Annotated in this window: 26 protein-coding genes and 1 pseudogene; 16 read left to right on the plus strand and 11 right to left on the minus strand. The window is 63.5% G+C overall.

The genetic code is table 11. From position 1 onward, the window contains the following. The first annotated feature begins 6 nt into the window (after positions 1–6). Complete coding sequence (locus ACZ0AV_RS07345; protein WP_499150428.1) at positions 7–255, plus strand: hypothetical protein; 249 nt, start codon at positions 7–9, stop codon at positions 253–255. A 59-nt stretch (positions 256–314) separates the two neighbouring features. Then, a complete protein-coding gene (locus ACZ0AV_RS07350; protein WP_499150429.1) occupies positions 315–629 on the plus strand; it encodes an NIPSNAP family protein in 315 nt (104 codons plus the stop codon). Positions 630–632: 3 nt separating this feature from the next. Here ACZ0AV_RS07350 and ACZ0AV_RS07355 read toward each other — a convergent pair whose 3' ends face one another. Continuing rightward, positions 633–1,028, minus strand: a complete 396-nt coding sequence (locus tag ACZ0AV_RS07355; RefSeq protein ID WP_499150430.1) for a DUF488 domain-containing protein — start codon at positions 1,026–1,028, stop codon at positions 633–635. A 66-nt stretch (positions 1,029–1,094) separates the two neighbouring features. Between ACZ0AV_RS07355 and ACZ0AV_RS07360 the strand changes: the two genes are divergently transcribed. Continuing rightward, a complete protein-coding gene (locus ACZ0AV_RS07360) occupies positions 1,095–1,766 on the plus strand; it encodes a COG3650 family protein (RefSeq protein WP_499150431.1) in 672 nt (223 codons plus the stop codon). 259 nt (positions 1,767–2,025) lie between these two features. On the opposite strand, the gene ACZ0AV_RS07365 is transcribed toward ACZ0AV_RS07360, so the two are convergent. From ACZ0AV_RS07365 to ACZ0AV_RS07385, 5 genes are all read right to left on the minus strand, one after another. After that, the gene (locus tag ACZ0AV_RS07365; protein ID WP_499153320.1) at positions 2,026–2,217 is read right to left on the minus strand and encodes a DUF1289 domain-containing protein; all 192 of its coding nucleotides are present in this window, start codon (positions 2,215–2,217) and stop codon (positions 2,026–2,028) included. Further along, positions 2,217–2,741, minus strand: coding sequence for a gamma carbonic anhydrase family protein (locus ACZ0AV_RS07370; RefSeq protein WP_499150432.1), 525 nt, complete (start codon positions 2,739–2,741; stop codon positions 2,217–2,219). Before ACZ0AV_RS07370 ends, ACZ0AV_RS07365 begins: the two co-directional genes overlap by 1 nt. Positions 2,742–2,763: 22 nt before the next feature. Continuing rightward, entirely contained in the window at positions 2,764–3,366 is a 603-nt protein-coding gene (locus tag ACZ0AV_RS07375; RefSeq protein WP_499153321.1) for a CoA pyrophosphatase, read from the minus strand. Positions 3,367–3,459: 93 nt separating this feature from the next. Then, complete coding sequence (locus tag ACZ0AV_RS07380) at positions 3,460–4,221, minus strand: ABC transporter permease (RefSeq protein WP_042552012.1); 762 nt, start codon at positions 4,219–4,221, stop codon at positions 3,460–3,462. A 145-nt stretch (positions 4,222–4,366) separates the two neighbouring features. Further along, positions 4,367–5,290 (minus strand): ABC transporter ATP-binding protein, encoded by a 924-nt coding sequence (locus ACZ0AV_RS07385; RefSeq protein ID WP_499153322.1) that lies wholly within the window; start codon positions 5,288–5,290, stop codon positions 4,367–4,369. 272 nt (positions 5,291–5,562) lie between these two features. On the opposite strand from ACZ0AV_RS07385, the gene ACZ0AV_RS07390 reads away from it, so the two are divergent. Next, positions 5,563–5,874 (plus strand): I78 family peptidase inhibitor, encoded by a 312-nt coding sequence (locus ACZ0AV_RS07390; protein ID WP_499150433.1) that lies wholly within the window; start codon positions 5,563–5,565, stop codon positions 5,872–5,874. 35 nt (positions 5,875–5,909) lie between these two features. Here ACZ0AV_RS07390 and ACZ0AV_RS07395 read toward each other — a convergent pair. After that, positions 5,910–6,329 (minus strand): annotated as a pseudogene (locus ACZ0AV_RS07395) (malonate decarboxylase subunit alpha); the annotation flags it as partial. Between the two features lie 170 nt (positions 6,330–6,499). On the opposite strand from ACZ0AV_RS07395, the gene gcsR reads away from it, so the two are divergent. After that, positions 6,500–8,029, plus strand: a complete 1,530-nt coding sequence (gcsR, locus tag ACZ0AV_RS07400) for a transcriptional regulator GcsR (RefSeq protein WP_499150434.1) — start codon at positions 6,500–6,502, stop codon at positions 8,027–8,029. Positions 8,030–8,608: 579 nt separating this feature from the next. On the opposite strand, the gene ACZ0AV_RS07405 is transcribed toward gcsR, so the two are convergent. After that, positions 8,609–9,079: a flavodoxin gene (locus ACZ0AV_RS07405; protein WP_499150435.1), complete on the minus strand. Its 471-nt coding sequence runs from the start codon at positions 9,077–9,079 to the stop codon at positions 8,609–8,611. 136 nt (positions 9,080–9,215) lie between these two features. Between ACZ0AV_RS07405 and ACZ0AV_RS07410 the strand changes: the two genes are divergently transcribed. Both ACZ0AV_RS07410 and ACZ0AV_RS07415 read left to right on the plus strand, forming a co-directional pair. Then, entirely contained in the window at positions 9,216–9,668 is a 453-nt protein-coding gene (locus ACZ0AV_RS07410; protein ID WP_499150436.1) for a PAS domain-containing protein, read from the plus strand. A gap of 76 nt (positions 9,669–9,744) precedes the next feature. Beyond that, on the plus strand, positions 9,745–10,332 hold the full coding sequence (locus ACZ0AV_RS07415; RefSeq protein ID WP_499150437.1) for a hypothetical protein: 588 nt from the start codon (positions 9,745–9,747) through the stop codon (positions 10,330–10,332). 10 nt (positions 10,333–10,342) lie between these two features. Here the strand turns inward: ACZ0AV_RS07415 and ACZ0AV_RS07420 are convergent, their stop codons facing one another. Next, positions 10,343–11,296 carry a MerR family transcriptional regulator gene (locus ACZ0AV_RS07420; RefSeq protein WP_499150438.1) on the minus strand — a complete coding sequence of 318 codons (954 nt, stop codon included), beginning with the start codon at positions 11,294–11,296 and terminating at the stop codon, positions 10,343–10,345. A gap of 385 nt (positions 11,297–11,681) precedes the next feature. On the opposite strand from ACZ0AV_RS07420, the gene ACZ0AV_RS07425 reads away from it, so the two are divergent. The 6 genes from ACZ0AV_RS07425 (at position 11,682) to ACZ0AV_RS07450 (ending at position 14,802) form a co-directional block, all read left to right on the plus strand. Then, a complete protein-coding gene (locus ACZ0AV_RS07425; RefSeq protein WP_499150439.1) occupies positions 11,682–12,254 on the plus strand; it encodes an antibiotic biosynthesis monooxygenase in 573 nt (190 codons plus the stop codon). Between the two features lie 153 nt (positions 12,255–12,407). Then, on the plus strand, positions 12,408–13,118 hold the full coding sequence (gene folM, locus ACZ0AV_RS07430; RefSeq protein WP_499150440.1) for a dihydromonapterin reductase: 711 nt from the start codon (positions 12,408–12,410) through the stop codon (positions 13,116–13,118). Positions 13,119–13,140: 22 nt separating this feature from the next. Continuing rightward, positions 13,141–13,701, plus strand: coding sequence for a GTP cyclohydrolase I FolE (folE, locus tag ACZ0AV_RS07435; RefSeq protein WP_499150441.1), 561 nt, complete (start codon positions 13,141–13,143; stop codon positions 13,699–13,701). 2 nt (positions 13,702–13,703) lie between these two features. Continuing rightward, complete coding sequence (folX, locus tag ACZ0AV_RS07440) at positions 13,704–14,075, plus strand: dihydroneopterin triphosphate 2'-epimerase (protein ID WP_073265483.1); 372 nt, start codon at positions 13,704–13,706, stop codon at positions 14,073–14,075. Between the two features lie 86 nt (positions 14,076–14,161). Next, positions 14,162–14,464 carry a DUF1244 domain-containing protein gene (locus ACZ0AV_RS07445; protein WP_499150442.1) on the plus strand — a complete coding sequence of 101 codons (303 nt, stop codon included), beginning with the start codon at positions 14,162–14,164 and terminating at the stop codon, positions 14,462–14,464. Beyond that, positions 14,461–14,802, plus strand: a complete 342-nt coding sequence (locus ACZ0AV_RS07450; protein WP_499150443.1) for a HopJ type III effector protein — start codon at positions 14,461–14,463, stop codon at positions 14,800–14,802. The genes ACZ0AV_RS07445 and ACZ0AV_RS07450 overlap by 4 nt, the downstream gene beginning before the upstream one ends. Positions 14,803–14,996: 194 nt before the next feature. On the opposite strand, the gene ACZ0AV_RS07455 is transcribed toward ACZ0AV_RS07450, so the two are convergent. Together ACZ0AV_RS07455 and ACZ0AV_RS07460 are read right to left on the minus strand one after the other, a co-directional pair. Continuing rightward, the gene (locus ACZ0AV_RS07455; protein ID WP_499150444.1) at positions 14,997–16,214 is read right to left on the minus strand and encodes an argininosuccinate synthase; all 1,218 of its coding nucleotides are present in this window, start codon (positions 16,212–16,214) and stop codon (positions 14,997–14,999) included. 98 nt (positions 16,215–16,312) lie between these two features. Then, positions 16,313–17,245, minus strand: coding sequence for a flagellar protein MotY (locus ACZ0AV_RS07460; protein WP_499150445.1), 933 nt, complete (start codon positions 17,243–17,245; stop codon positions 16,313–16,315). Positions 17,246–17,394: 149 nt separating this feature from the next. On the opposite strand from ACZ0AV_RS07460, the gene pyrC reads away from it, so the two are divergent. Genes pyrC through argC form a run of 3 tightly spaced genes read left to right on the plus strand, consistent with a single transcriptional unit; the run spans position 17,395 to position 20,050 of the window. Then, positions 17,395–18,441 (plus strand): dihydroorotase, encoded by a 1,047-nt coding sequence (pyrC, locus tag ACZ0AV_RS07465; RefSeq protein ID WP_499150446.1) that lies wholly within the window; start codon positions 17,395–17,397, stop codon positions 18,439–18,441. Continuing rightward, positions 18,438–19,112, plus strand: coding sequence for a ribonuclease T (gene rnt, locus ACZ0AV_RS07470; protein ID WP_499150447.1), 675 nt, complete (start codon positions 18,438–18,440; stop codon positions 19,110–19,112). The genes pyrC and rnt overlap by 4 nt, the downstream gene beginning before the upstream one ends. A gap of 5 nt (positions 19,113–19,117) precedes the next feature. After that, positions 19,118–20,050: an N-acetyl-gamma-glutamyl-phosphate reductase gene (gene argC, locus ACZ0AV_RS07475; protein WP_499150448.1), complete on the plus strand. Its 933-nt coding sequence runs from the start codon at positions 19,118–19,120 to the stop codon at positions 20,048–20,050. Positions 20,051–20,096: the final 46 nt, after the last annotated feature.

Genomic DNA, 20,096 nt, shown 5'->3' on the forward strand with positions numbered 1-20,096 from the left:
TTGCAGATGAAGAGCACTCCGATCGATCTCGAACGCAGAAGCTTCACGGGCGTGCGCCGCGCCTTCTTCCTGATTTTCACCGTGGTGCTCGGGTTGTCGCTGTATGCATTGATCGGCATCGCCTTCAATCCCTGGCTGGCCGGTTTTCTGCTGCTGCCAAACGGCTTGCTGATCCATCTCGCCGTGTTTGCTAAGGACGGCGCCCTGCGTAGAGGCAGCGAAGGCCTGCGGCTGCTGGCGCGGGCCTTTGGCTGAGGCTGACTGTTGAGCGGAAACGGGCTGAGCTATGCTGCTCGCCCGTCAAGGAGACCGCCATGATCACCTGCTACCTGCGCTACATCATCGACCCCTACCAACTCGCCGAATTCGAGCACTACGCCAAGCTGTGGATCCCGCTGGTGGAGAAGTTCGGCGGTCAGCACCATGGCTACTTTCTGCCGTCGGAAGGTGCCAACAACGTGGCCCTGGCCCTGTTCAGCTTCCCCAGCCTGGCCGCTTACGAGGACTACCGCGAGCGCTCCATGCAGGATGAGGAATGCCTGGCCGCCTTCGCCTACGCCCAGCAGAACCGTTGCATCCTCAGCTACGAGCGCAGCTTCATGCGCCCGGTGGGCACCGAGCCCCGTTGACGCTCAGAGCTCAGTTGCGTAACAGACCGGTGAGCTGCTGGCCCCGCGCCGCTCCAGCTCGTCTTCGAGAAAATCCTGCAGCACCCTGGCGTTGTTGTGCTCGGTGTCCCGAGCGGCGTAGAGCAAGGTCAGGTTGCCGGCCGCAGCGCGCGCCAGCAGGCCTTGCCAATATTCCGGATGCGCAGCCAGTTCGCGGCGGTAGGCGTCGCGAAAGGTAGCGTAAGCCTCGGCCTGGTGCCCGAAGCGGCGGCGCAACGCCTCTGACGGCGCGACCTCACGCAGCCATTCGTCATGGAGCACGGCCTCCTTGCGACAGCCGCGTGGCCACAGGCGATCGACCAGCACGCGGTAGCCGTCGCCCTCCTGCGCGGATTCGTAAACACGCTTGCAGTGGATCATCGGTAACGTCCCTTGAGATTGCCCTGCCGCCTCGGTAACGTGGCCGCTCGCCAAACGGAGAGCCCCATGCACATCAGCCGCAAACTCATAGTGTTCACCCTGTTGCCGCTGTTCGCCAGTTGCGCGGTGTACACGGGCAAACCCGCGGAGCCGGAACAGGCGCAGACCCGCCTGCAGGGCGAGCTGAGGCGCGAAGCCGGCCAGCTGTGGTTCTCGCCGTGCAGCGACCCGCGACGGTTCGCCGTCAGCGAGGGCAATACCGGCATCGCCCGGGACAGCAGCGAGCTGCTCGGCGACGGCCACTCGGTACTGTTCGCGGATCTGCGTGGGCGCATGGGTTCGACCCCGGTCAGCGGCGCCGACGGCGGCTTCGAACTGAGCCGCGTGTACCGCCTGCAGCCGGAGGGCAACGGCTGCGACGACCCCGACTTCAAACGCACGGTGCTGCACGCCAGCGGCCAGGAGCCGTTCTGGAGCGTGACCGTGAGCAATCAGGGGATGGTGCTCAGCAGCCCGGACAGCGAGCCACTGGCACTGCCCTATATGGAAGAGCAGCTGCCGGAAGGCCGCCTGAACCTGACCAGCGAAGCCAACGGCCAGCGCGTCGAGCTGTGGATCGCCCCGCAGCGCTGCGTCAACGAGATGAGTGGTGCGGTGCAACACCTCAGCGCCGAGTTGCGCCTCAATGGCAAACTGATGCGCGGCTGCGCCTCGTTCGGCGGTGCGCGCGACAACTGACCAGTGAGCATGGCATTGCCCGGCGGGTTACGCGCTACGAACAGGCACGCTTTTGTAGGAGTCGCGACCTCGCGGCGATTTGTGGCCGCACCCTGAATCTTCCAGGATGACGGCTATCGCAACGCGCCGAGGTCGACGCTCCCACAGGTTAACGGTCTGATTGCGGGGCAACGATCAAGGCGGTATCTACAGGCAGCCTTGCGCCTCACGGTTTGCGACTATATCCGGCGAAAACCGCTGATAAATCGTGAACAGCTTGCTAGAGCAGGATGCCCTTGTCCCGTGCACGCTCATGGCAGACCACCAGCACCTGGCGACGCTCGTCGTTATCCATGCGGCTCCAGCGAGTGATCTCGTCGACGTTGCGCTGGCACCCGATGCAGATATCCTCTTCGTCCAGCGCGCACACATGCACGCAGGGCGAGGCGACGGGGCGTTCCGTGGTGTGCATCATTCGTCTTGCTCGGTCAGCTCGGCGGCGTAGCGCCGGGCGTTCTCTACATAGTGCGCGGCGCTGGCTTCGAGCAGTTTCTTCTGCTGCTCGGTGAGTTCGCGCACCACCTTGCCGGGCGAGCCCACCACCAGTGAACCGTCGGGAATCTCCTTGCCCTCGGCGATCAGCGCATTGGCGCCGATGATGCAGTACCTGCCGATGCGCGCGCCGTTGAGCACCACCGCATTGATGCCGACCAGGCTGTAGTCGCCCACGCTGCAGCCGTGCAACATGGCGTTGTGGCCGACGGTCACGCCTGTGCCGAGGGTCAGCGGCGAGCCCATGTCGGTGTGCATCACCGCACCGTCCTGCACGTTGCTGTTCTCGCCGATATGAATCAGCTCGTTGTCACCGCGCAGCACTGCGCCGAACCAGACGCTGGCGCCCGCCTCGAGGCGCACCTTGCCGATGAGGGTGGCATTGGGGGCGACCCAGCTTTGCGGATGCTGCTCGACGCGGGCATTGCCCAGGCGGTATTTCATGGCGAGGGTCTCGGAGCCGGGCTCAGGTGAGGTGAATGTACTGCTCGGGCGGGCGACGCATGTCGATACCGGCGTCATAAACCAGGTTGACCAGCTCGACCAGCATGATCGCCGTCAGCCCCCAGATCTTGTATTCGCCGTAACGATAGCTCGGCACGTACCAGCTGTGCCCGAGGTAGTCGATACGGTGGGTAACCTCGCGGGGGTCATCACGAAAGAACACCAGCGGCACGGAAAACACCGCGGCGATCTCGCCATCGTTGGCCTGGTAGTCGACGAAATCCGGCACCACGCCGACATAGGGCGTTACCTGGATACCGTGGCGCGACACCAGCGTGCTGAGCGGCCCCACGACTTCCACCAGCCCGGGCGGCAGGCCGATCTCTTCCTCGGCTTCACGCAAGGCGGTGTCGATCAGGTCACGGTCTTCCGGGTCGCGGCGCCCACCCGGAAAGGCGACTTCGCCGCCATGGGTGGACAGCCCGCTGGCACGCAGCGTGAGCACCACCTCCGGCTCGTCGCTGCGGGTGATGGGCACCAGCACCGCCGCTTCTGGGAAGCCCTCCTGGGTTTCCATGAAGCGCGGGCTGTAGTCGCGTACACGTTGGAGTAGCTCGTCCAGCATGGGCATTCTCGGCATTCTTCTGCGCCGGATAATGGCATGAAAGCGCGGCGCTGCCCAACCCTGCGCCGCCGCCGCGTGCGCAGGGCCGCAACATCAGCTCTTCAGGCGGTAGCCGGTCTTGAAAATCCACCCGACGGTGAGAATGCACGCCAGCAGGAAGCCGAGAATCATCCCCAGGCTGACCAGCACATTGACGTCCGACACGCCATAGAAGCTCCAGCGAAACGCACTGATCAGGTAGACCACCGGGTTGAACAAGGTCACCGTCTGCCACACCGGTGGCAGCATGCTGATCGAGTAGAAGCTGCCGCCCAGGAAGGTCAGCGGCGTGACGATCAGCGCCGGAACGATCTGCAGCTTCTCCCAGCCATCGGCCCACACGCCGATGATGAAGCCGAACAGGCTGAAGGTCAGCGCCGTCAGCACCAGGAAGGCGAGCATCCAAAAGGGATGGAGAATCTCGAAATCGACGAACAGTCGCGCCGTGGCGAGGATGATCAAACCGAGCACGATGGACTTGGTGGCCGCTGCACCGACGTAGCCGAGGAGGATTTCCAGGTAGGAAATCGGCGCCGACAGCACTTCGTAGATGGTCCCGGAATACTTGGGCATGTAGATGCCGAACGAGGCGTTGGAGATGCTCTCGGTCAGCAGCGCCAGCATGATCAGCCCGGGGATGATGAAGGCGCCGTAGCTGACGCCGTGCACCTGGGTCATGCTCGAGCCAATGGCCGAGCCGAACACCACGAAATACAGCGAGGTGGTGATCACCGGGGTGGCGATGCTCTGCAGCAGGGTGCGCCAGGTTCGCGCCAGTTCGAACAGGTAGATGGCGCGGATCGCGTAGAAATTCATGGCCGGCACTCCATTTCAGGTCGTTGAGAGGCGTAGCGAGCGAAGGCTAGGCAAGGCAAAACCAGGCGAGGCCGCGCAGTGTACGCGCGGTACATGAGCAGGCCGAGCCGGGTTTTAACGCGGCATAGCCGAGTGCAGTAGCCTCTCATCGGCTTGAAACCAGGCTGACGAAAATATCTTCCAGCGAACTCTCGCTCGACTGCAGATCTTTGAAGGCGATGCCGTGCTGCGCCAGCGCCTGCAGCAGCGCGGCGATGCCGGTGTCCTCCTGCTGGCCGTCGAAGCTGTAAACCAGCTCATGGCCGTCGTCACGCAACTGCAGGTCATCGCGCTGCAGCGCCGGCGGCAATTCGCTCAACGGCTGCTGTAGGTGCAGGGTCAGTTGTTTCTTGCCGAGCTGGCGCATCAGCGTGTCCTTGTCCTGCACGAGGATGATCTCGCCCTTGCGGATCACCCCGATGCGGTCGGCCATCTCCTCGGCTTCCTCGATGTAGTGGGTGGTGAGGATGATGGTCACGCCGCGCTCGCGCAGCTTGCGCACCATTTCCCACATGTTGCGGCGCAGTTCGACGTCGACGCCGGCGGTCGGCTCGTCGAGAAACAGAATCTCGGGTTCGTGGGACAGCGCCTTGGCGATCATCACCCGGCGTTTCATGCCGCCCGACAGCTCGAAGATGCGCGCATCTTTCTTTTCCCAAAGCGACAGGTCGCGCAGCAGTTGCTCCAGATACGCGTTGTTCGGCGCCTTGCCGAACAGCCCGCGGCTGAAGCGCACCGCTGCCCAGACACTCTCGAAGCCCTCGTTGAACAGTTCCTGAGGCACCAGACCGATCTTCGAGCGGGCCGCCCGATAATCGCGCAGGATGTCGTGACCGCCGACCGTCACCGAGCCGCTACCCGGATTGACGATGCCGCAGATGATGCTGATCAGCGTGGTCTTGCCCGCACCGTTGGGCCCCAACAGCGCGAAGATCTCGCCCTTGTGGATGTCCAGGTCGATGGATTTCAGCGCCGGGTGGCCGGACGCGTAGGTTTTGTTTAATTGCTGAATGGAAATGACCGATTGCACGGCGTTGCCTTGATCCTGGAAACAGTCGGTCATTGTAAAGAAATGCTACCGCTCGTGCTGCCCGCTCGGCGGCGGCGCCCCATTGCAGCTCGCTCAGCGACTTGCGCGCCGCCAGCAAACCCGGTGGCTGCAGCGCCACCGACAGCGCCCTACAGCCTTCGCCGACTCATTGCCGCCTGCACCGAATTCGGAACACGGGCACGACAAGGCAGTCCGATACACGGCACACTCACGCACTTCACAGTGAACCCTTCAGATACAAGGATCATGCAATGGCTTTCAAACACCTGATTGGCGGCGCCGCTCTGCTCGCCCTGCTCGCCGGCTGCAGCTCGACCGACACAGCGCCCACCCAGGCCTCGAAACCCGCCAACAGCGACGGTAAATGCAGCGCCGAAGGCGCGCAGAACCTGCTGGGCCAGGTGGCTACCGCAGACCTCGTCGAGCAAGCCCGTGAACGCTCCGGCGCCCGCACCGCACGCGTGCTGTCGCCCGGCGACATGGTGACCCTGGACTACGATTCGCAGCGCCTGAACATCGACATCAGCGAAGCCGAAGTGATCGAGCGCATCACCTGCGGCTGATTTGTTGGCCGCCGCTGATCTGCGCCACAATCTGATAGGCGCGAATACAGCTCGATGTAGGTACGGATGGCACCCACCTCGAGCAGGCCGTCGTCGAGCAACTGGCTGATGCGCAAGCGCTGCGGCCCGGCGAAGGAGAAGTCGAGCTTGCGGGCGATACCACGTTCGAACAGGTCAAGGTGCTCGGCGCGGCTGACGCTCGGCATGATCATGTGCAGATCGTGCAAACGACCAGAGTCGACCTGCGCCAGCGAGCGGGACAGGAAATCAGCCTGCTTCTGATTGTTGCCCTCCAGCACCACCCGGTCGCCCGAAGCGATCAGCGCTTCGAGCGCGGCGACGATCTTGTCGCCCGGCAGGACTACGCCATCGGCGAAGGCACGCACCTGATCGAGACGCCGGGCCTTTTCGGCACGGCGGCGCGACCACTGCGGCGGTGGGGATATTGTTGTCATTGAAGACTCCACGAGTTCCGCTGTCGTGAAGACACAGTGGAAGTGCCCATTCGCCTGATCAATCAAGCGCGGCGCCCTATCGTTACGATCAGGTTAACGATTCGTACCGATTAACCTCAGGGGGCAGACCGGGCATACTGCGCCACCGATCTTTCGCTACCCGGCCACACATGCGCATTCACGTCACGTTTATCGATCGCGTCGGCATCACCCAGGAAGTGCTCGCCCTGCTGGGCGGCCGCAATCTCAACCTGGACGCCGTAGAGATGGTGCCGCCCAATGTCTACATCGATGCGCCCACGCTCAGCGCCGCGGTGCTCGATGAGTTGCGCGAAGCGTTGTTCAAGGTGCGCGGGGTCCAGGCGGTGACCGTGGTCGACATCCTTCCAGGACAACGCCGACGCTTGCAGCTCGATGCGCTGCTGGCGGCGATGAGCGATCCGGTGCTGGCGGTCGACGGAGACGGCCGGGTGCTGCTCGCCAACCCCGCGCTGATCGCCCTGTGTGGCCGCGAGCCCGAAGGCGAGGCGCTTGGCGAACTGTTTGGCGAGGCGGACCTGCAGCAGGCCCTGCTCGATCAGCACTTGCGCCTGCCGTTGCGCGAGGTGACGCTGAACGGCCAGGCACTGCTGCTCGATGCCGCGCCCATCAGCGAAACCGCCGAAACCGGCCAGCTGGCCGGTGCGCTACTGACCCTTTACGAACCCAGCCGTATCGGTGCTCGCCTGGCCGCACTGCACCACGACCACGCCGAAGGCTTCGATTCGCTGCTCGGCGACTCGCTGCCCATCCGGACTCTCAAGGCCCGCGCGCAGCGAGTCGCCACACTCGACGCGCCACTATTGATCCATGGCGAAACCGGTACCGGCAAGGAGTTGGTGGCACGCGCCTGCCATGCGCTAAGCACCCGGCACAGCGCGCCGTTCCTGGCACTCAACTGCGCTGCGCTGCCGGAGAGCCTCGCCGAAAGCGAGCTGTTCGGCTATGCCCCAGGCGCATTCACTGGCGCCCAGCGCGGCGGTAAGCCAGGCCTGCTGGAACTGGCCAACCAGGGCACCGTGTTTCTCGACGAAATCGGAGAAATGTCGCCCTACCTGCAAGCCAAGCTGCTGCGTTTTCTCAGTGATGGCACCTTTCGCCGGGTAGGCGGTGACCGAGAGGAACGGGTCAACGTGCGCATCATCAGCGCAACGCACCGCGACCTGGAAAAGATGGTCAGCGAAGGGGCGTTTCGCGAGGATCTGTTCTATCGCCTGAACGTGCTCAACCTGCAAGTACCGCCGCTGCGCGAACGCGGCCAGGACATCCTGCTGCTGGCCCGGCATTTCATGCAGCACGCCTGTGCGCAAATTCAGCGCACTCAATGCCGCCTGACCCCTGACACCTACCCGGCGCTGCTGGGCAATGGCTGGCCGGGCAACGTGCGCCAGTTGCAGAACGTGATATTTCGAGCAGCCGCTATCTGCGAAAGCAACCTGGTGCAGGTAGGCGATCTGGACATTGCCGGCACTGCCGTCGCCCCGCAGCCGGGCGCGGAAGTGGGCAGCCTGGAAGCAGCCGTATCGGCATTCGAGAAGGATCTGTTGGAAAAACTCTATGCGAGCCACCCGTCGACGCGACAGCTCGCTGCACGTCTGAACACCTCACATAGCGCCATTGCCACGCGCTTGCGCAAGTACGGCATCGGACGCGACCGCTAAAGGCGACCTGGGGCTGGCCGCCTGTAATCGGTCGAGCATTCCAGCCAGTTGCCAGAATGCTCGCCCAGTCAACGGCTGGTCAGCTGCCGCCACCAGCGCCACCGGAACCACCGGCGCCGCCCGCACCACCAGTGCCGCTACCACCTGTTCCGGTACCTGTTCCGGTGCCCGTTCCGGTCCCGGTGCCTGTGCCGCCACCATTGGTGCCGGTACCACCTGGCATCGGGTCGGAGCCTGCACCAGTGCCATTGCCGCTACCGGTTCCGGTACCTGGCACAGTACTGCTGCCGTCGGTTCCCGGCCCAGGCGTGCCGGTACCTGGATTCAGGGTGCCATTATCGGTAGGCGGAGTTCCCGGAGCTGAAGGCGTTGTCGGCGTAGTGGTGCCGGGCGCCGGAGCACTGGAGTCCGCCACGGCAGGCAGCACGGCACCGGCCAGCAGGCCGCTGAGTATGAGAGCAGGTATTTTCATCGAGTTCATTGTCGTCACCTTCGTCCAGGTTGGTGGAGAGTTCACTGCCTTCATCAATGAAACCAGCGCTCCCTATACCCGACCAGCGGCAATTCGACATCGTTCGCTCAGCAGGACGAACGGTGAGGGTCACGCAGCACATCGATGAGCTCGGCGAGCCAGGGTTCGGCGTCCTGCTCGGGGGTCACGCTTTCACTGGCATCCACACGCAGCATGGGCAGCACTTCGCACACGCCCAGTTCGGCATACAGCTCGCGTACCTGCTCGCCACCGCCGCAATAGGTGTCGCCATAGCTCGAATCACCCAGGGCAATCACTGCACCGGGCAATGCACGCCAGGCGGGCAGGCTGTCGCGGATCGCGCAGTACAGCGGCATCAGGTTATCCGGCAGCTCGCCCATACCGGTGGTCGAGGTCACCACCAGAAAGCCCTCGGGGCCAAACGCGAGCACATCGTCCAGGCTCGCCCGAGGGTTGTGCCAGGCCTGAAAACCGGCCTGATTGAGAAGCCCTTCGGCGTGACGGGCCACTTCTTCGGCCGTGCCGTACACCGAACCGGACAGGATCGCGACTTTCATTGAAACTCCGTAATGTTAGGGGCTGCGCCAGACATTATGCCGCATTGGCCATGCACCGGTTTCTTCGACAAAGGTACCGCTGAGCAGCCGGACATGCCTCTGATAGACTGTCGCAAACGGATGGGAACGCATTGCAATGATCAGCGCCAAATTGCTGCAATTGGTCATCGACGCTTCGAACGACGGCATTGTGGTTGCCGAGCAGGAGGGCGAGGACAACATCCTCATCTATGCCAACCCGGCGTTCCAGGCGCTCACGGGCTATGACAGCGACGAAATTCTTTACCAGGACTGCCGCTTCCTGCAGGCCGGCGATCGTGACCAGCCCGCGCTCGCGCTGATTCGCGACGCTGTGCGCAGCAATCAGCCGTGCCGCCAGGTAATTCGCAATTACCGTAAAGACGGCAGCCCCTTCTGGAACGAACTGTCGATCACCCCGGTATTCAACGAGGGCGACCAGCTGACCTATTACATCGGCATCCAGAAAAACGTCAGCGAACATGTCCAGAATCAGGAGCGGGTCAGGAAGCTGGAGGCCGAGGTGGCCGCGCTGCAAGCGGAACTGGCCGAACTGAAAAAAAACCGCTAGCGGCAACGAAACAAGAGTCTGGTGGTCATATTCTTGCCCTTAACACGCGCAGAACGCCGTCATGCAAGATTCGTCGTTGTTAACACCCCTCGAAATGGAATTCATCCAACAGCTCACCGAAAACAGCCCTGCCCCGGCCGAAACCGACCCGGGCCTGCAGGTCGATGCCGCGCGGCAGACCGCCGAGCTGCTCGCCAGCTGTGCGGCCAAGGAACAGCTGACCATCGAGGCGCACATCGACAACCAGCGCCTGACGTTCACCCCTCACCTGGTGACCGACGAGCAGAACACCCCGCACCTGGAACTGGGGGTGCCGCAGATTTTCGAGGACGGCTCGTTCAATCGCTCATGGCGGCTGCCGCTCGACCCGCCGCGCGCGCTCCTGGCACGTGACGGCCAACCGACCAGCCTGCTGATCCATGAACTGTCGCTAAGCGGCCTGCTGGTAGCGCAGACGGCCGAGTCTTCGCCGCCGGATCGCTTCAGCCTGGCGATGGACATTGGCGAGCAGGCGCCCATCATTCTGCAAGGCAGCCTGGTGCGGGTGACCGACGAGGGCCTGCTGGCCTATGAACTGACCCTGGACGAAGAAAACGGCAAGTGCTTGCAGCACTATCTGTACGAGCAGCATCGCAGCCTCTACGGGCCACTTCACAGCCTCTGAAACCTCGTTCTCAGGTGTCCAGCCGCCCCGCCAGCAACTGTCGCAGGCGCTGACGCATCAGCCGCCCTTCACTTCCCAGGCAGGCGATCGGCGAGCCACGCAGCGTGTCCTCGAGCAGGTCCGCGCCCTCGCCCACCAGCCCCACCGGGCATTCGAGGGTTAGCGCCAGGCGCTCCAGATCGCGCGGCGTATCCGCGGCAGGCGCCTGATTGGAAAACACCAGCACCGCCTGGGGGCGAACCTTGCCGCAGACGCCCGGCAACTCGTCGAGCGGCTGGCCAATGCCCAGCACATGCACCGCCGCATCCTGCGGACTCAGCAGCAGCCCCGCGACCAACAGTTCCAGCTCCCGGCACCGGCCTGGCAGCGCGACCAGCAGGATCCGCTCGGCGGTCTGATCGCGCAGGTTGCGCAGCCTTTGCAACACGCGCCCGCGCAGGAAGGTGTCGAGAAACAGCCACTCACTGCCGTAACCCGGGCGGCCATAGCGCACCAGCAGACGGCGCCAGAGCGGCATGATCACGTCCTGAAAGGTGACCGACAACGGATAGCTGGAAAACACCTGGCCATAGACTCGATCGAGCTCCGCTTCATCGAACGCCTGCACGGCATTGAGGAGGCGGGTCTGGTATTGCGACCATTCGTTGGAGGTCGCGGACTCGTAGGTCTGTGCAGGCGCAGCTTCGTTCGCCCCATGGCGAGCGAAGATGCGCCCCACCTTGCTGACCGGCACGCCGCGCTCGATCCAGGCAAGGACGCTGCGCACCATCTCCACGTCGGCTGGCGAGTACAGCCGGTGGCCGCTGTCGGTGCGTACCGGCTGGATCAGGCCATAACGCCTTTCCCAGGCGCGCAGCGTCACAGGGTTGACCCCCGTCAGACGGGCCACTTCGCGGATGGGGAAAAGTTCTTCCTCCTTCAACGCAGCGGTAACGAATGGCGCGGTGCCAACCAGATCGGACATAGAAAAAACCGCTTTTAAGTCAGAATTGTTCAAGTTTACTCCACCTTTGCCGCCACTTCCCGTTACTTATACAAACCCTGTACAGCGTCCCAACGAGGCGATTACAGGTCGTTCAGGGTGCACTATCCGTATTCATGCGCACCTGCAATCACTCCGATCAGAGCGTGGCCACCCTCCGTGGCGTCGTCCGACGACGAACGGTAGCCTTCTTCAGCCCTTGTAGATGGAGGCATTGCGCCATTTACCACGCTCCCCTGCCGAGACATCTGGCTTATTTTCGGAAAACAGGAATAATCCTTGCTGCGTTCCAAGCCGCGCCTCATCACCCCGAGCCGCGCATTCGCCTAAGCCCTACCCGGGTCAGGTGCCAAGCAGGAGATACACGATGTCTACCGAACCAGTCACCCTCATGGTGGCGCGCCGCGTTGCCAGCGGGCGTTACCACGATTTCATCGCCTGGCTGCGCGAGGGCGAACAACTGGCCACGGATTTTCCGGGCTATCTGGGCTCCGGCGTTCTTGCCCCCCCTGCGGGTGACGATGAATTCCAGATGGTGTTCAGGTTTGCCGACGAGCAGACCATGGCGGCCTGGGAGCACTCTGCGTCCCGGCGGGCCTGGCTGGCCCGGGGCAAGGGCCTGTTTGCGCAGCCCCACGAGCACCGCGCGCTGGGCATCGACGCCTGGTTCGGCAGCGGCCTGCGACAGCCGCCGCGCTGGAAGCAGACGGTCGCCATCTGGCTGGCCTTCTTCCCGGTTTCCCTGGGGTTCAACCTGTTGTTCGGCCACTGGCTGGCGGATCTCCCGCTGGTTACACGGGTACTGCTCAGCACCCTGGCCCTGACGCCGCTGATGACCTATCTGTTCATACCTCTGGTGACCCGCCTGCTGGCCCCCTGGCTGCAAGGCGCCCGACCTGCAGGGCTGCTGCGTCGCATCAGCCCCTCCACCAGCCGCTGAGCCGGTACCGCCATGGCCCGCAAGGGCCTGGCGCCCTGTATACCCACATTGTACGAAGGGTTGTACAGCTTTCGCCGCTGCTATAACTTTGCACAGCCTGGGCCATTGGCCCTCACGGCGGCGCCCTCCCGTCCACTCCCCGGCCAATTGCTCATGAGCGTCAACAACGCCCCGATCCTGATTACCGGCGCCAGCCAGCGTGTCGGTCTGTATTGCGCCGAACGGCTGCTCGACGACGGCCATGCACTGATCGTCAGCTACCGCAGCGAAACGCCTGGGCTGGAAACGCTGCGTGCGCAGGGCGCGCTGACCCTGCATGCCGATTTCACCGACGAAGCCAGCATCCTTGCCTTCATCGACACGCTGCGCGGCCACACCAACTCCCTGCGCGCCATCGTGCACAACGCTTCGGCCTGGTTCGCGGAAACACCAGGCCAGGAAGCGGCAGCTTTTCAGCAACTGTTTACCGTACACATGCTCGCCCCCTACCTGATCAACCTGCATTGCGCCGCGCTGCTGCAGCGCAGTGAACAGGCGGACATCGTCCATATCAGCGACGATGTGGTACGCAAGGGCAGCGGCAACCGCCCGGCTTACTGCGCCAGCAAGGCGGGCCTGGACAGCCTCACGCTGTCCTTCGCGGCGCGCCTGGCACCCGGCATCAAGGTCAACGGCATCGCGCCCGCCCTGCTGATGTTCAACCCGGACGACGACGCCGATTACCGAAACAAAGCCCTGAACAAATCCGCGCTGGGCTTCGAGCCAGGTCCCCACGTGGTCTATCAGAGCCTGCGTTACCTGCTGGACAACCCGTACATCACTGGCACCACCCTGACCGTGAACGGCGGCCGCCACCTCAAGTGAGGCGCCGCGAGGATAAATGACGATGAACCCATTACTGCCCAATCACTACCGTGAAATCCTCCTCGGCGTTGGTGAAGACCCCGAGCGTGAAGGCCTGCTGGACACCCCCAAGCGCGCGGCCAAGGCCATGCAGTACCTGTGCAACGGCTACGAGAAGAGCCTGGAAGAAGTGGTCAACGGCGCGCTGTTCAGCTCCGAGAGCGACGAGATGGTGATCGTCAAGGACGTCGAGCTGTATTCGCTGTGCGAACACCACCTGCTGCCCTTCATCGGCAAGGCGCACGTGGCTTACATTCCGACGGGCAAGGTGCTCGGCCTGTCGAAGATCGCGCGCATCGTCGACATGTATGCGCGGCGCCTGCAAATTCAGGAAAACCTCACGCGCCAGATCGCCAATGCCATCGAGGAAGTGACCCACGCTGCCGGCGTCGCCGTGGTGATCGAAGCCCAGCACATGTGCATGATGATGCGCGGTGTGGAAAAGCAGAATTCGGTAATGAGCACCTCGGTGATGCTCGGTGCCTTTCGTGAGTCCTACAATACCCGCCATGAATTCCTGCAACTGATCGGACGGAGCAAGTAACGATGCCCAGACTGGAACCCGGCATGGCGCGCATCCGCGTCAAGGACCTGCGCCTGCGCACGTTCATCGGCATCAAGGAAGAGGAAATCAACAACAAGCAGGATGTGCTGATCAACCTGACCATTCTTTATCCCGCAGTGGATGCGGTGCGCGACAACGACATCGACCACGCCCTCAACTACCGCACGATCACCAAGGCCATCATCGGCCATGTGGAGGGCAACCGCTTTGCCCTGCTGGAGCGTCTGACCCAGGAGATCCTCGACCTGGTCATGGTGAACGAGGCCGTGCGCTACGCCGAAGTGGAAGTCGACAAGCCCCACGCACTGCGTTTTGCCGAGTCGGTGTCGATCACCCTCGCCGGCCATCGCTGACACTTCGAAAAACCGCAGGCTGGCCCGGTTGCCGACCTGCGTGCCGGCTCTTATCATCGCAGCCACTCCCTCCAGAGAGCATCGCCATGAATGACCAAGAACGCCTCGAACTGGAAGCCGCCGCCTACCGCCGCCTGGTTCAGCACCTGCGCGAACGGCCGGATGTGCAGAACATCGATCTGATGAACCTGGCCGGCTTCTGCCGCAACTGCCTGTCCAAATGGTACAAGGCTGCGGCCGACGACCTGGATATCGCCATCACGCCCGACCAGGCCCGCGAAGAGGTGTACGGCATGCCCTATGCCGAGTGGAAGGCCAAGTACCAGACCGAAGCCAGTGCCGAGCAACAGGCCGCCTTCACCGCCAAGAACCCGAAAGGATCCGCATGAGCCACCTGAACGACTTCCGCGCACGCCTCGCTGCCGAGCATTTCGCCTTTGCCGAAACCCTGGCCTTTGTCGCCGAGCACTACGACTACCAGCCAAGCGCCTTTCGCAACGGCGAGGTAGAGAACGCTGCCGGCCAGAACGAAGGCTCCTGCAAGACCCTCGGCCTGGCCCTGCTTGAAGGCCTGAGCGATCAGGAAGCCCTGCTGTGCTTTGGCGAGCACTACCGCAGTGTGCTGGCCACGCCCGAAGGCAGTGACCATGGCAATATCCGCGCCCTGATGAAAACCGGCCTGGCTGGCGTCAAGTTCGAACAGCAGTCGCTGACTCGCAAGGCCTGATTCTTCGCGCCTCCTCCGGCTGGGCGTTCGCCCGGCCAGCTGCGCCCTCGACAATCATCACGCCCACACAAAAACCGCCCTGAAGCGAGATCGCCAAAGGCAGTCGGTTGGTACGTCGTGGGTGATGTTTGCAGAGAAATCACACACCGTAGCCCTGACGATTGCAGGGCCCGGTGTGGTTCGAGCGCTAGCCGTTACAGCAGCTTGCGATCCTTGCCGGCAGCGATGCGCAGGCGCAGCGCATTGAGCTTGATGAAGCCCGCCGCGTCAGCCTGGTTGTACGCGCCGCCGTCTTCTTCGAAGGTGGCAATGTTGGCGTCGAACAGCGAGTCATCGGACTTGCGGCCGGTGACGATGACATTGCCCTTGTACAGTTTCAGGCGCACAACGCCGTTCACACTGGCCTGGGAAGCGTCGATCATCTTCTGCAGCATCAGACGCTCCGGGCTCCACCAGAAACCGTTGTAGATCAGGCTGGCGTACTTGGGCATCAGCTCGTCTTTCAAGTGAGCGACTTCGCGGTCCAGGGTGATCGACTCGATGGCCCGGTGGGCACGCAGCATGATGGTGCCGCCTGGTGTCTCGTAGCAGCCACGGGACTTCATGCCGACGAAACGGTTCTCGACGATGTCCAGACGGCCGATGCCGTTCTCGCCACCGATGCGGTTCAGCTCGGCCAGAACGGTAGCCGGGCTCAGCTCCTTGCCGTCGATGGCGACGATGTCACCGTTGCGGTAGGTCAGCTCGATGTAAGTCGGCGCATCCGGCGCCGCTTCCGGCGACTTGGTCCAGCGCCACATGTCTTCTTCGTGCTCGGTCCAGGTGTCTTCCAGCACGCCGCCTTCATAGGAGATGTGCAGCAGGTTGGCATCCATGGAGTACGGCGACTTCTTCTTGCCGTGACGCTCGATCGGGATGGCATGCTTCTCGGCGTAGTCCATCAGCTTCTCGCGCGACAGCAGGTCCCACTCGCGCCAAGGCGCGATCACCTTGACGCCCGGCTTGAGCGCATAGGCGCCAAGCTCGAAGCGTACCTGGTCGTTGCCCTTGCCGGTCGCGCCATGGGAGATGGCGTCGGCGCCGGTCTCGTTGGCGATTTCGATCAGGCGCTTGGCGATCAGCGGACGGGCGATGGAGGTACCCAGCAGGTACTCGCCTTCGTAAACGGTGTTGGCGCGGAACATCGGGAAGACGAAGTCACGCACGAACTCTTCGCGCAGATCGTCGATGTAGATTTCCTTGACGCCCATGGCCTTGGCCTTGGCGCGGGCCGGCTCGACCTCTTCGCCCTGGCCGAGATCGGCGGTGAAGGTCACCACTTCACAGTTATAGGTATCTTGCAGCCACTTGAGGATCACCGAGGTGTCCAGGCCACCGGAATAGGCCAGAACTACCTTTTTGACGTCCGCCATGCCATCCACTCCACGGGTTGTGCGAAAGCCCGTGATTCTACTGCCCATGGGCCTCGATTTACAGGGGTGCGACAGCCGATGGCATTGAAGCGACAGGATCAGGAGGTGGCGGCCGGTGTCGCAGGCTCGGCGGGTGCTGCCTGTTCGGTAGGCTGAACAGGGGCTTCAGGCACCTTGTCCAGGCGTACGGACACCCGCCGGTTCTTGTCACGGTTGGCGGCCGTGTTGTTCGGCGCCAGGGGATAACGCTCGCCATGGAAACGCATGACGATGCGCTCTTCAGGCACCCCCTGGGTCTTGAGGTAATCCATCACCGCCAACGCACGGCGGCGCGACAGGTCACGATTGGTCAGGCGGTTGCCGCTATTGTCGGAATGGCCATCCAGTTCGATGCGATTGACCGTGGGATCGGCTTTCATGAAGTCGAGGATGATCTCCAGCCTGGCCTTGGCCATGGCATCGAGCTCGGTACCGCCGCCCGGAAAGCCGATGTTGGATTGGCGCACCTGATCGAAATTGACCGGCAGCAGTTTGGCCGTGCACGTGAGGTAGTCGTCGTAGGCCTTGCGAAAGCGCACCGGCAACAGGCGCACCTCGAGGTTCTCCCCGCTCATCGGGCTGCGATGGCGCACCAGCGGGCTGCGGCCTTCCAGCAGCCCGGTCAGCAAGCGCCCGGCCTGCTCCTGACTGCTATTGAACGGCACATCGCCGCTGCCAACACTGACCACGCCGAGGTTGATGTCGCCGCGCCCTGGCTGCCACGGCGCTGCTGCAGCCAGCAGGGTTGCCGAGCCATTGCCCAGCCAGCGCTCCCTGGGCTGCAGGCGGAAGGTCGCCTGCTCGCCCGCGCGGCGCACGAACTCGCCAGCACCGAAATCGGTGATCGGCTGGCTCAGGCGGCACTCGAACTGGTCACCCGCCACCTGCCACTCGGCCTTTTCCAGGCGAGTCTGGAAGCTGATCGCGGCCGCAGGCAGACTCGCACCTGTGCCGACAAGCAATCCAATGATGAGGAAAAGTGGCTGACGCACGACGAGCTCCACAGGAAAACATAACGTTCCCTGTGGGTATCGGTGCCGAGGCAGAAAACTTGAGCAGCCCGGTGGCGATCTGCGGCGTGCCCCCGTCGACCTTTTCCGGTAGCATCCCAGGCATGTTTCGCCCCCGCCTGGAAGCCTCAATGACCGACCGCATCACCCTGCTGCGTCCCGACGACTGGCACATTCACCTGCGCGATGGCGCGGTATTGCCGCACACCGTCGCCGATGTCGCCCGCACCTTCGCCCGCGCGATCATCATGCCCAACCTGGTGCCGCCGGTACGCAACGCCGCCGAAGCGGGAGACTATCGCCAGCGCATTCTCGCCGCACGGCCAGCAGGCAGCCGGTTCGAACCGCTGATGGTGCTGTACCTCACCGACCGCACCACTGGCGACGATATCCGCGCCGCCAAGGCCAGCGGCTTCGTCTACGCGGCCAAGATGTACCCGGCGGGCGCGACCACCAATTCCGATTCCGGGGTGACCAGCCTGGACACCATCACCGGAGCCCTGGAAGCCCTGGCGGAAACCGGCCTGCCACTGCTGGTGCACGGGGAAGTAACCCGCGCCGAGATCGATGTGTTCGACCGCGAGAAGGCGTTCATCGACGAACACATGCGCCGCCTGGTCGAGCGCTTCCCGACGCTGAAAGTGGTGTTCGAGCACATCACCACCGGCGATGCCGCGCAGTTCGTCAGGGAGGCGCCGGCCAACGTCGGAGCCACCATCACGCCCCAGCACCTGCTCTACAACCGCAACCACATGCTGGTCGGCGGCATTCGCCCCCACTTCTATTGCCTGCCGATCCTCAAGCGCAACACGCACCAGGAAGCGCTGCTCGACGCGGCCACCAGCGGTAATCCGAAGTTCTTCCTGGGCACCGACTCCGCGCCCCACGCACAGCACGCCAAGGAAAACGCCTGCGGCTGCGCCGGCTGCTACACCGCCCATGCGGCCATCGAACTGTACGCAGAGGCCTTCGAGCAGCGTGGCGCGCTGGACAAGCTGGAAGCCTTCGCCAGCCACTTCGGCCCGGACTTCTACGGCCTGCCGCGCAATACCGACACCATCACCCTGGTGCGTGAATCCTGGAACGCCCCGGCCAGCCTGCCGTTTGGCGAGCAGATGGTAATCCCCTTGCGCGCAGGCGAAGCGCTGCGCTGGCGCCTGCTGGAGGCCGGTCAATGAGCGAAGAACAGTACGAAGACGACCTTGAGCAGCCGAGCAACAGCGGCCCGCGCCACCCCATGGCGGCGCGTTTCCGCGGCTACCTGCCGGTGGTCGTCGACGTCGAGACCGGCGGCTTCAACAGCGCCACCGACGCCCTGCTGGAAATCGCCGCCACGACCATCGGCATGGACGAGAGTGGCTACCTGTACCCGGACCACACGCATTTCTTCCGGGTCGAGCCGTTCGAAGGCGCCAATATCGAACAGGCGGCGCTGGAGTTCACCGGCATCAAGCTCGATCATCCGCTGCGCATGGCGGTAAGCGAAGAGCACGCGCTGACCGAGATTTTCCGCGGCCTGCGCAAGTCTCTGAAGGCCAATGGCTGCAAACGCGCGATTCTGGTTGGCCACAACAGCAGCTTCGACCTGGGCTTTCTTAACGCCGCCGTCGCCCGCTGCGACCTCAAGCGCAACCCCTTCCACCCGTTCTCCAGCTTCGACACCGCCAGCCTGGCAGGTCTCGCCTATGGCCAGACCGTGCTGGCAAAGGCGTGCCAGGCCGCCGGCATCGAGTTCGACGGCCGTGAAGCGCACTCCGCCCGCTATGACACCGAGAAGACTGCCGAGCTGTTCTGCGGCATCGTCAATCGCTGGAAGGAAATGGGCGGCTGGGAAGACTTCGACGAGTGAATGCCATGAAAAAATACCAGATTTTCATCGATGGACAGGCCGGCACCACGGGTCTGCAGATCCGCCAGCGGCTGGCCAACCACCCGCAGATCGAGGTGGTCACCATCGACCACGACAAGCGCCGTGACGTGCACGCCAAGCTCGAACTGATGCGTTCGGTCGACGTGACCGTGCTGTGCCTGCCCGACGACGCCGCGAAGGAGACCGCTGCCCAGGCACGCGAAGTCGGTTGCCGGGTGCTGGATGCCAGCTCCGCACACCGCACCGCCAGCGACTGGGTGTTCGGCATGGCCGAACTGGCCAAGGGGCAGCGTGAAGCGATTGCCACGGCCAGTGCGGTAAGCAACCCCGGCTGCTACGCCACGGGCGCCATCCTGCTGCTGCGTCCGTTGATCGAAGCGGGCCTGCTGAGCGCGGATCGCGAGCTATGCATCAATGCGGTCTCCGGCTACACCGGCGGCGGCACCAAGATGGTCGAGCGCTACCAGCAGGACGACGCCCCGGTATACGCCGCCTATGGCCTCGGCTTCGATCACAAGCATATTCCGGAGATCCAGCACTGGAGTGGCCTGCACGCCCGGCCGATCTTCCAGCCAGCGGTCGGCAGCTACGACCAGGGCATGCTGGTGATGATCCCGCTGCAGGGCTGCGACGGCGCAGCCCTGCAAAACGCCTTGGCCGCCTACTACCAGGGCGAACATTTCGTGCAGGTACTGCCCTACAACGAAATCCCGGCCGATTCGGCGCCATTCGTCACCCCTCACGGGCTGAACGGCAGCAACCGTGCAGAACTGCAGGTATATGGCGCGAGCAGCGGCAAGCAAGCCCTGCTGGTGGCCAGGCTCGACAACCTGGGCAAGGGTGCCTCAGGGGCTGCCGTGCAGAACCTGAACATCATGCTCGGCCTGGAAGAACGGCTGTGCACGCAGATCGACTGAATCCTGATCTGTAAAAAAACCGGCTCGCGAGCCGGTTTTTTTATGC

It is taken from the genome of Pseudomonas sp. AC532 (assembly GCF_979258965.1).

Bases quoted from the DNA above. Each gene is read 5' to 3' on its own strand.
- ACZ0AV_RS07355 (WP_499150430.1), bottom strand. From the start codon at position 1,028: ATGATCCACTGCAAGCGTGTTTACGAATCCGCGCAGGAGGGCGACGGC.
- folM (WP_499150440.1), top strand. From the start codon at position 12,408: ATGAGCGTCAACAACGCCCCGATCCTGATTACCGGCGCCAGCCAGCGT.
- ACZ0AV_RS07410 (WP_499150436.1), top strand. From the start codon at position 9,216: ATGATCAGCGCCAAATTGCTGCAATTGGTCATCGACGCTTCGAACGAC.
- ACZ0AV_RS07390 (WP_499150433.1), top strand. From the start codon at position 5,563: ATGGCTTTCAAACACCTGATTGGCGGCGCCGCTCTGCTCGCCCTGCTC.
- ACZ0AV_RS07420 (WP_499150438.1), bottom strand. From the start codon at position 11,296: ATGTCCGATCTGGTTGGCACCGCGCCATTCGTTACCGCTGCGTTGAAG.
- ACZ0AV_RS07360 (WP_499150431.1), top strand. From the start codon at position 1,095: ATGCACATCAGCCGCAAACTCATAGTGTTCACCCTGTTGCCGCTGTTC.
- ACZ0AV_RS07380 (WP_042552012.1), bottom strand. From the start codon at position 4,221: ATGAATTTCTACGCGATCCGCGCCATCTACCTGTTCGAACTGGCGCGA.
- ACZ0AV_RS07450 (WP_499150443.1), top strand. From the start codon at position 14,461: ATGAGCCACCTGAACGACTTCCGCGCACGCCTCGCTGCCGAGCATTTC.
- ACZ0AV_RS07445 (WP_499150442.1), top strand. From the start codon at position 14,162: ATGAATGACCAAGAACGCCTCGAACTGGAAGCCGCCGCCTACCGCCGC.
- folE (WP_499150441.1), top strand. From the start codon at position 13,141: ATGAACCCATTACTGCCCAATCACTACCGTGAAATCCTCCTCGGCGTT.
- argC (WP_499150448.1), top strand. From the start codon at position 19,118: ATGAAAAAATACCAGATTTTCATCGATGGACAGGCCGGCACCACGGGT.
- ACZ0AV_RS07405 (WP_499150435.1), bottom strand. From the start codon at position 9,079: ATGAAAGTCGCGATCCTGTCCGGTTCGGTGTACGGCACGGCCGAAGAA.
- folX (WP_073265483.1), top strand. From the start codon at position 13,704: ATGCCCAGACTGGAACCCGGCATGGCGCGCATCCGCGTCAAGGACCTG.
- ACZ0AV_RS07370 (WP_499150432.1), bottom strand. From the start codon at position 2,741: ATGAAATACCGCCTGGGCAATGCCCGCGTCGAGCAGCATCCGCAAAGC.
- rnt (WP_499150447.1), top strand. From the start codon at position 18,438: ATGAGCGAAGAACAGTACGAAGACGACCTTGAGCAGCCGAGCAACAGC.
- ACZ0AV_RS07350 (WP_499150429.1), top strand. From the start codon at position 315: ATGATCACCTGCTACCTGCGCTACATCATCGACCCCTACCAACTCGCC.
- ACZ0AV_RS07345 (WP_499150428.1), top strand. From the start codon at position 7: ATGAAGAGCACTCCGATCGATCTCGAACGCAGAAGCTTCACGGGCGTG.
- pyrC (WP_499150446.1), top strand. From the start codon at position 17,395: ATGACCGACCGCATCACCCTGCTGCGTCCCGACGACTGGCACATTCAC.
- ACZ0AV_RS07375 (WP_499153321.1), bottom strand. From the start codon at position 3,366: ATGCTGGACGAGCTACTCCAACGTGTACGCGACTACAGCCCGCGCTTC.
- ACZ0AV_RS07455 (WP_499150444.1), bottom strand. From the start codon at position 16,214: ATGGCGGACGTCAAAAAGGTAGTTCTGGCCTATTCCGGTGGCCTGGAC.
- gcsR (WP_499150434.1), top strand. From the start codon at position 6,500: ATGCGCATTCACGTCACGTTTATCGATCGCGTCGGCATCACCCAGGAA.
- ACZ0AV_RS07425 (WP_499150439.1), top strand. From the start codon at position 11,682: ATGTCTACCGAACCAGTCACCCTCATGGTGGCGCGCCGCGTTGCCAGC.
- ACZ0AV_RS07365 (WP_499153320.1), bottom strand. From the start codon at position 2,217: ATGCACACCACGGAACGCCCCGTCGCCTCGCCCTGCGTGCATGTGTGC.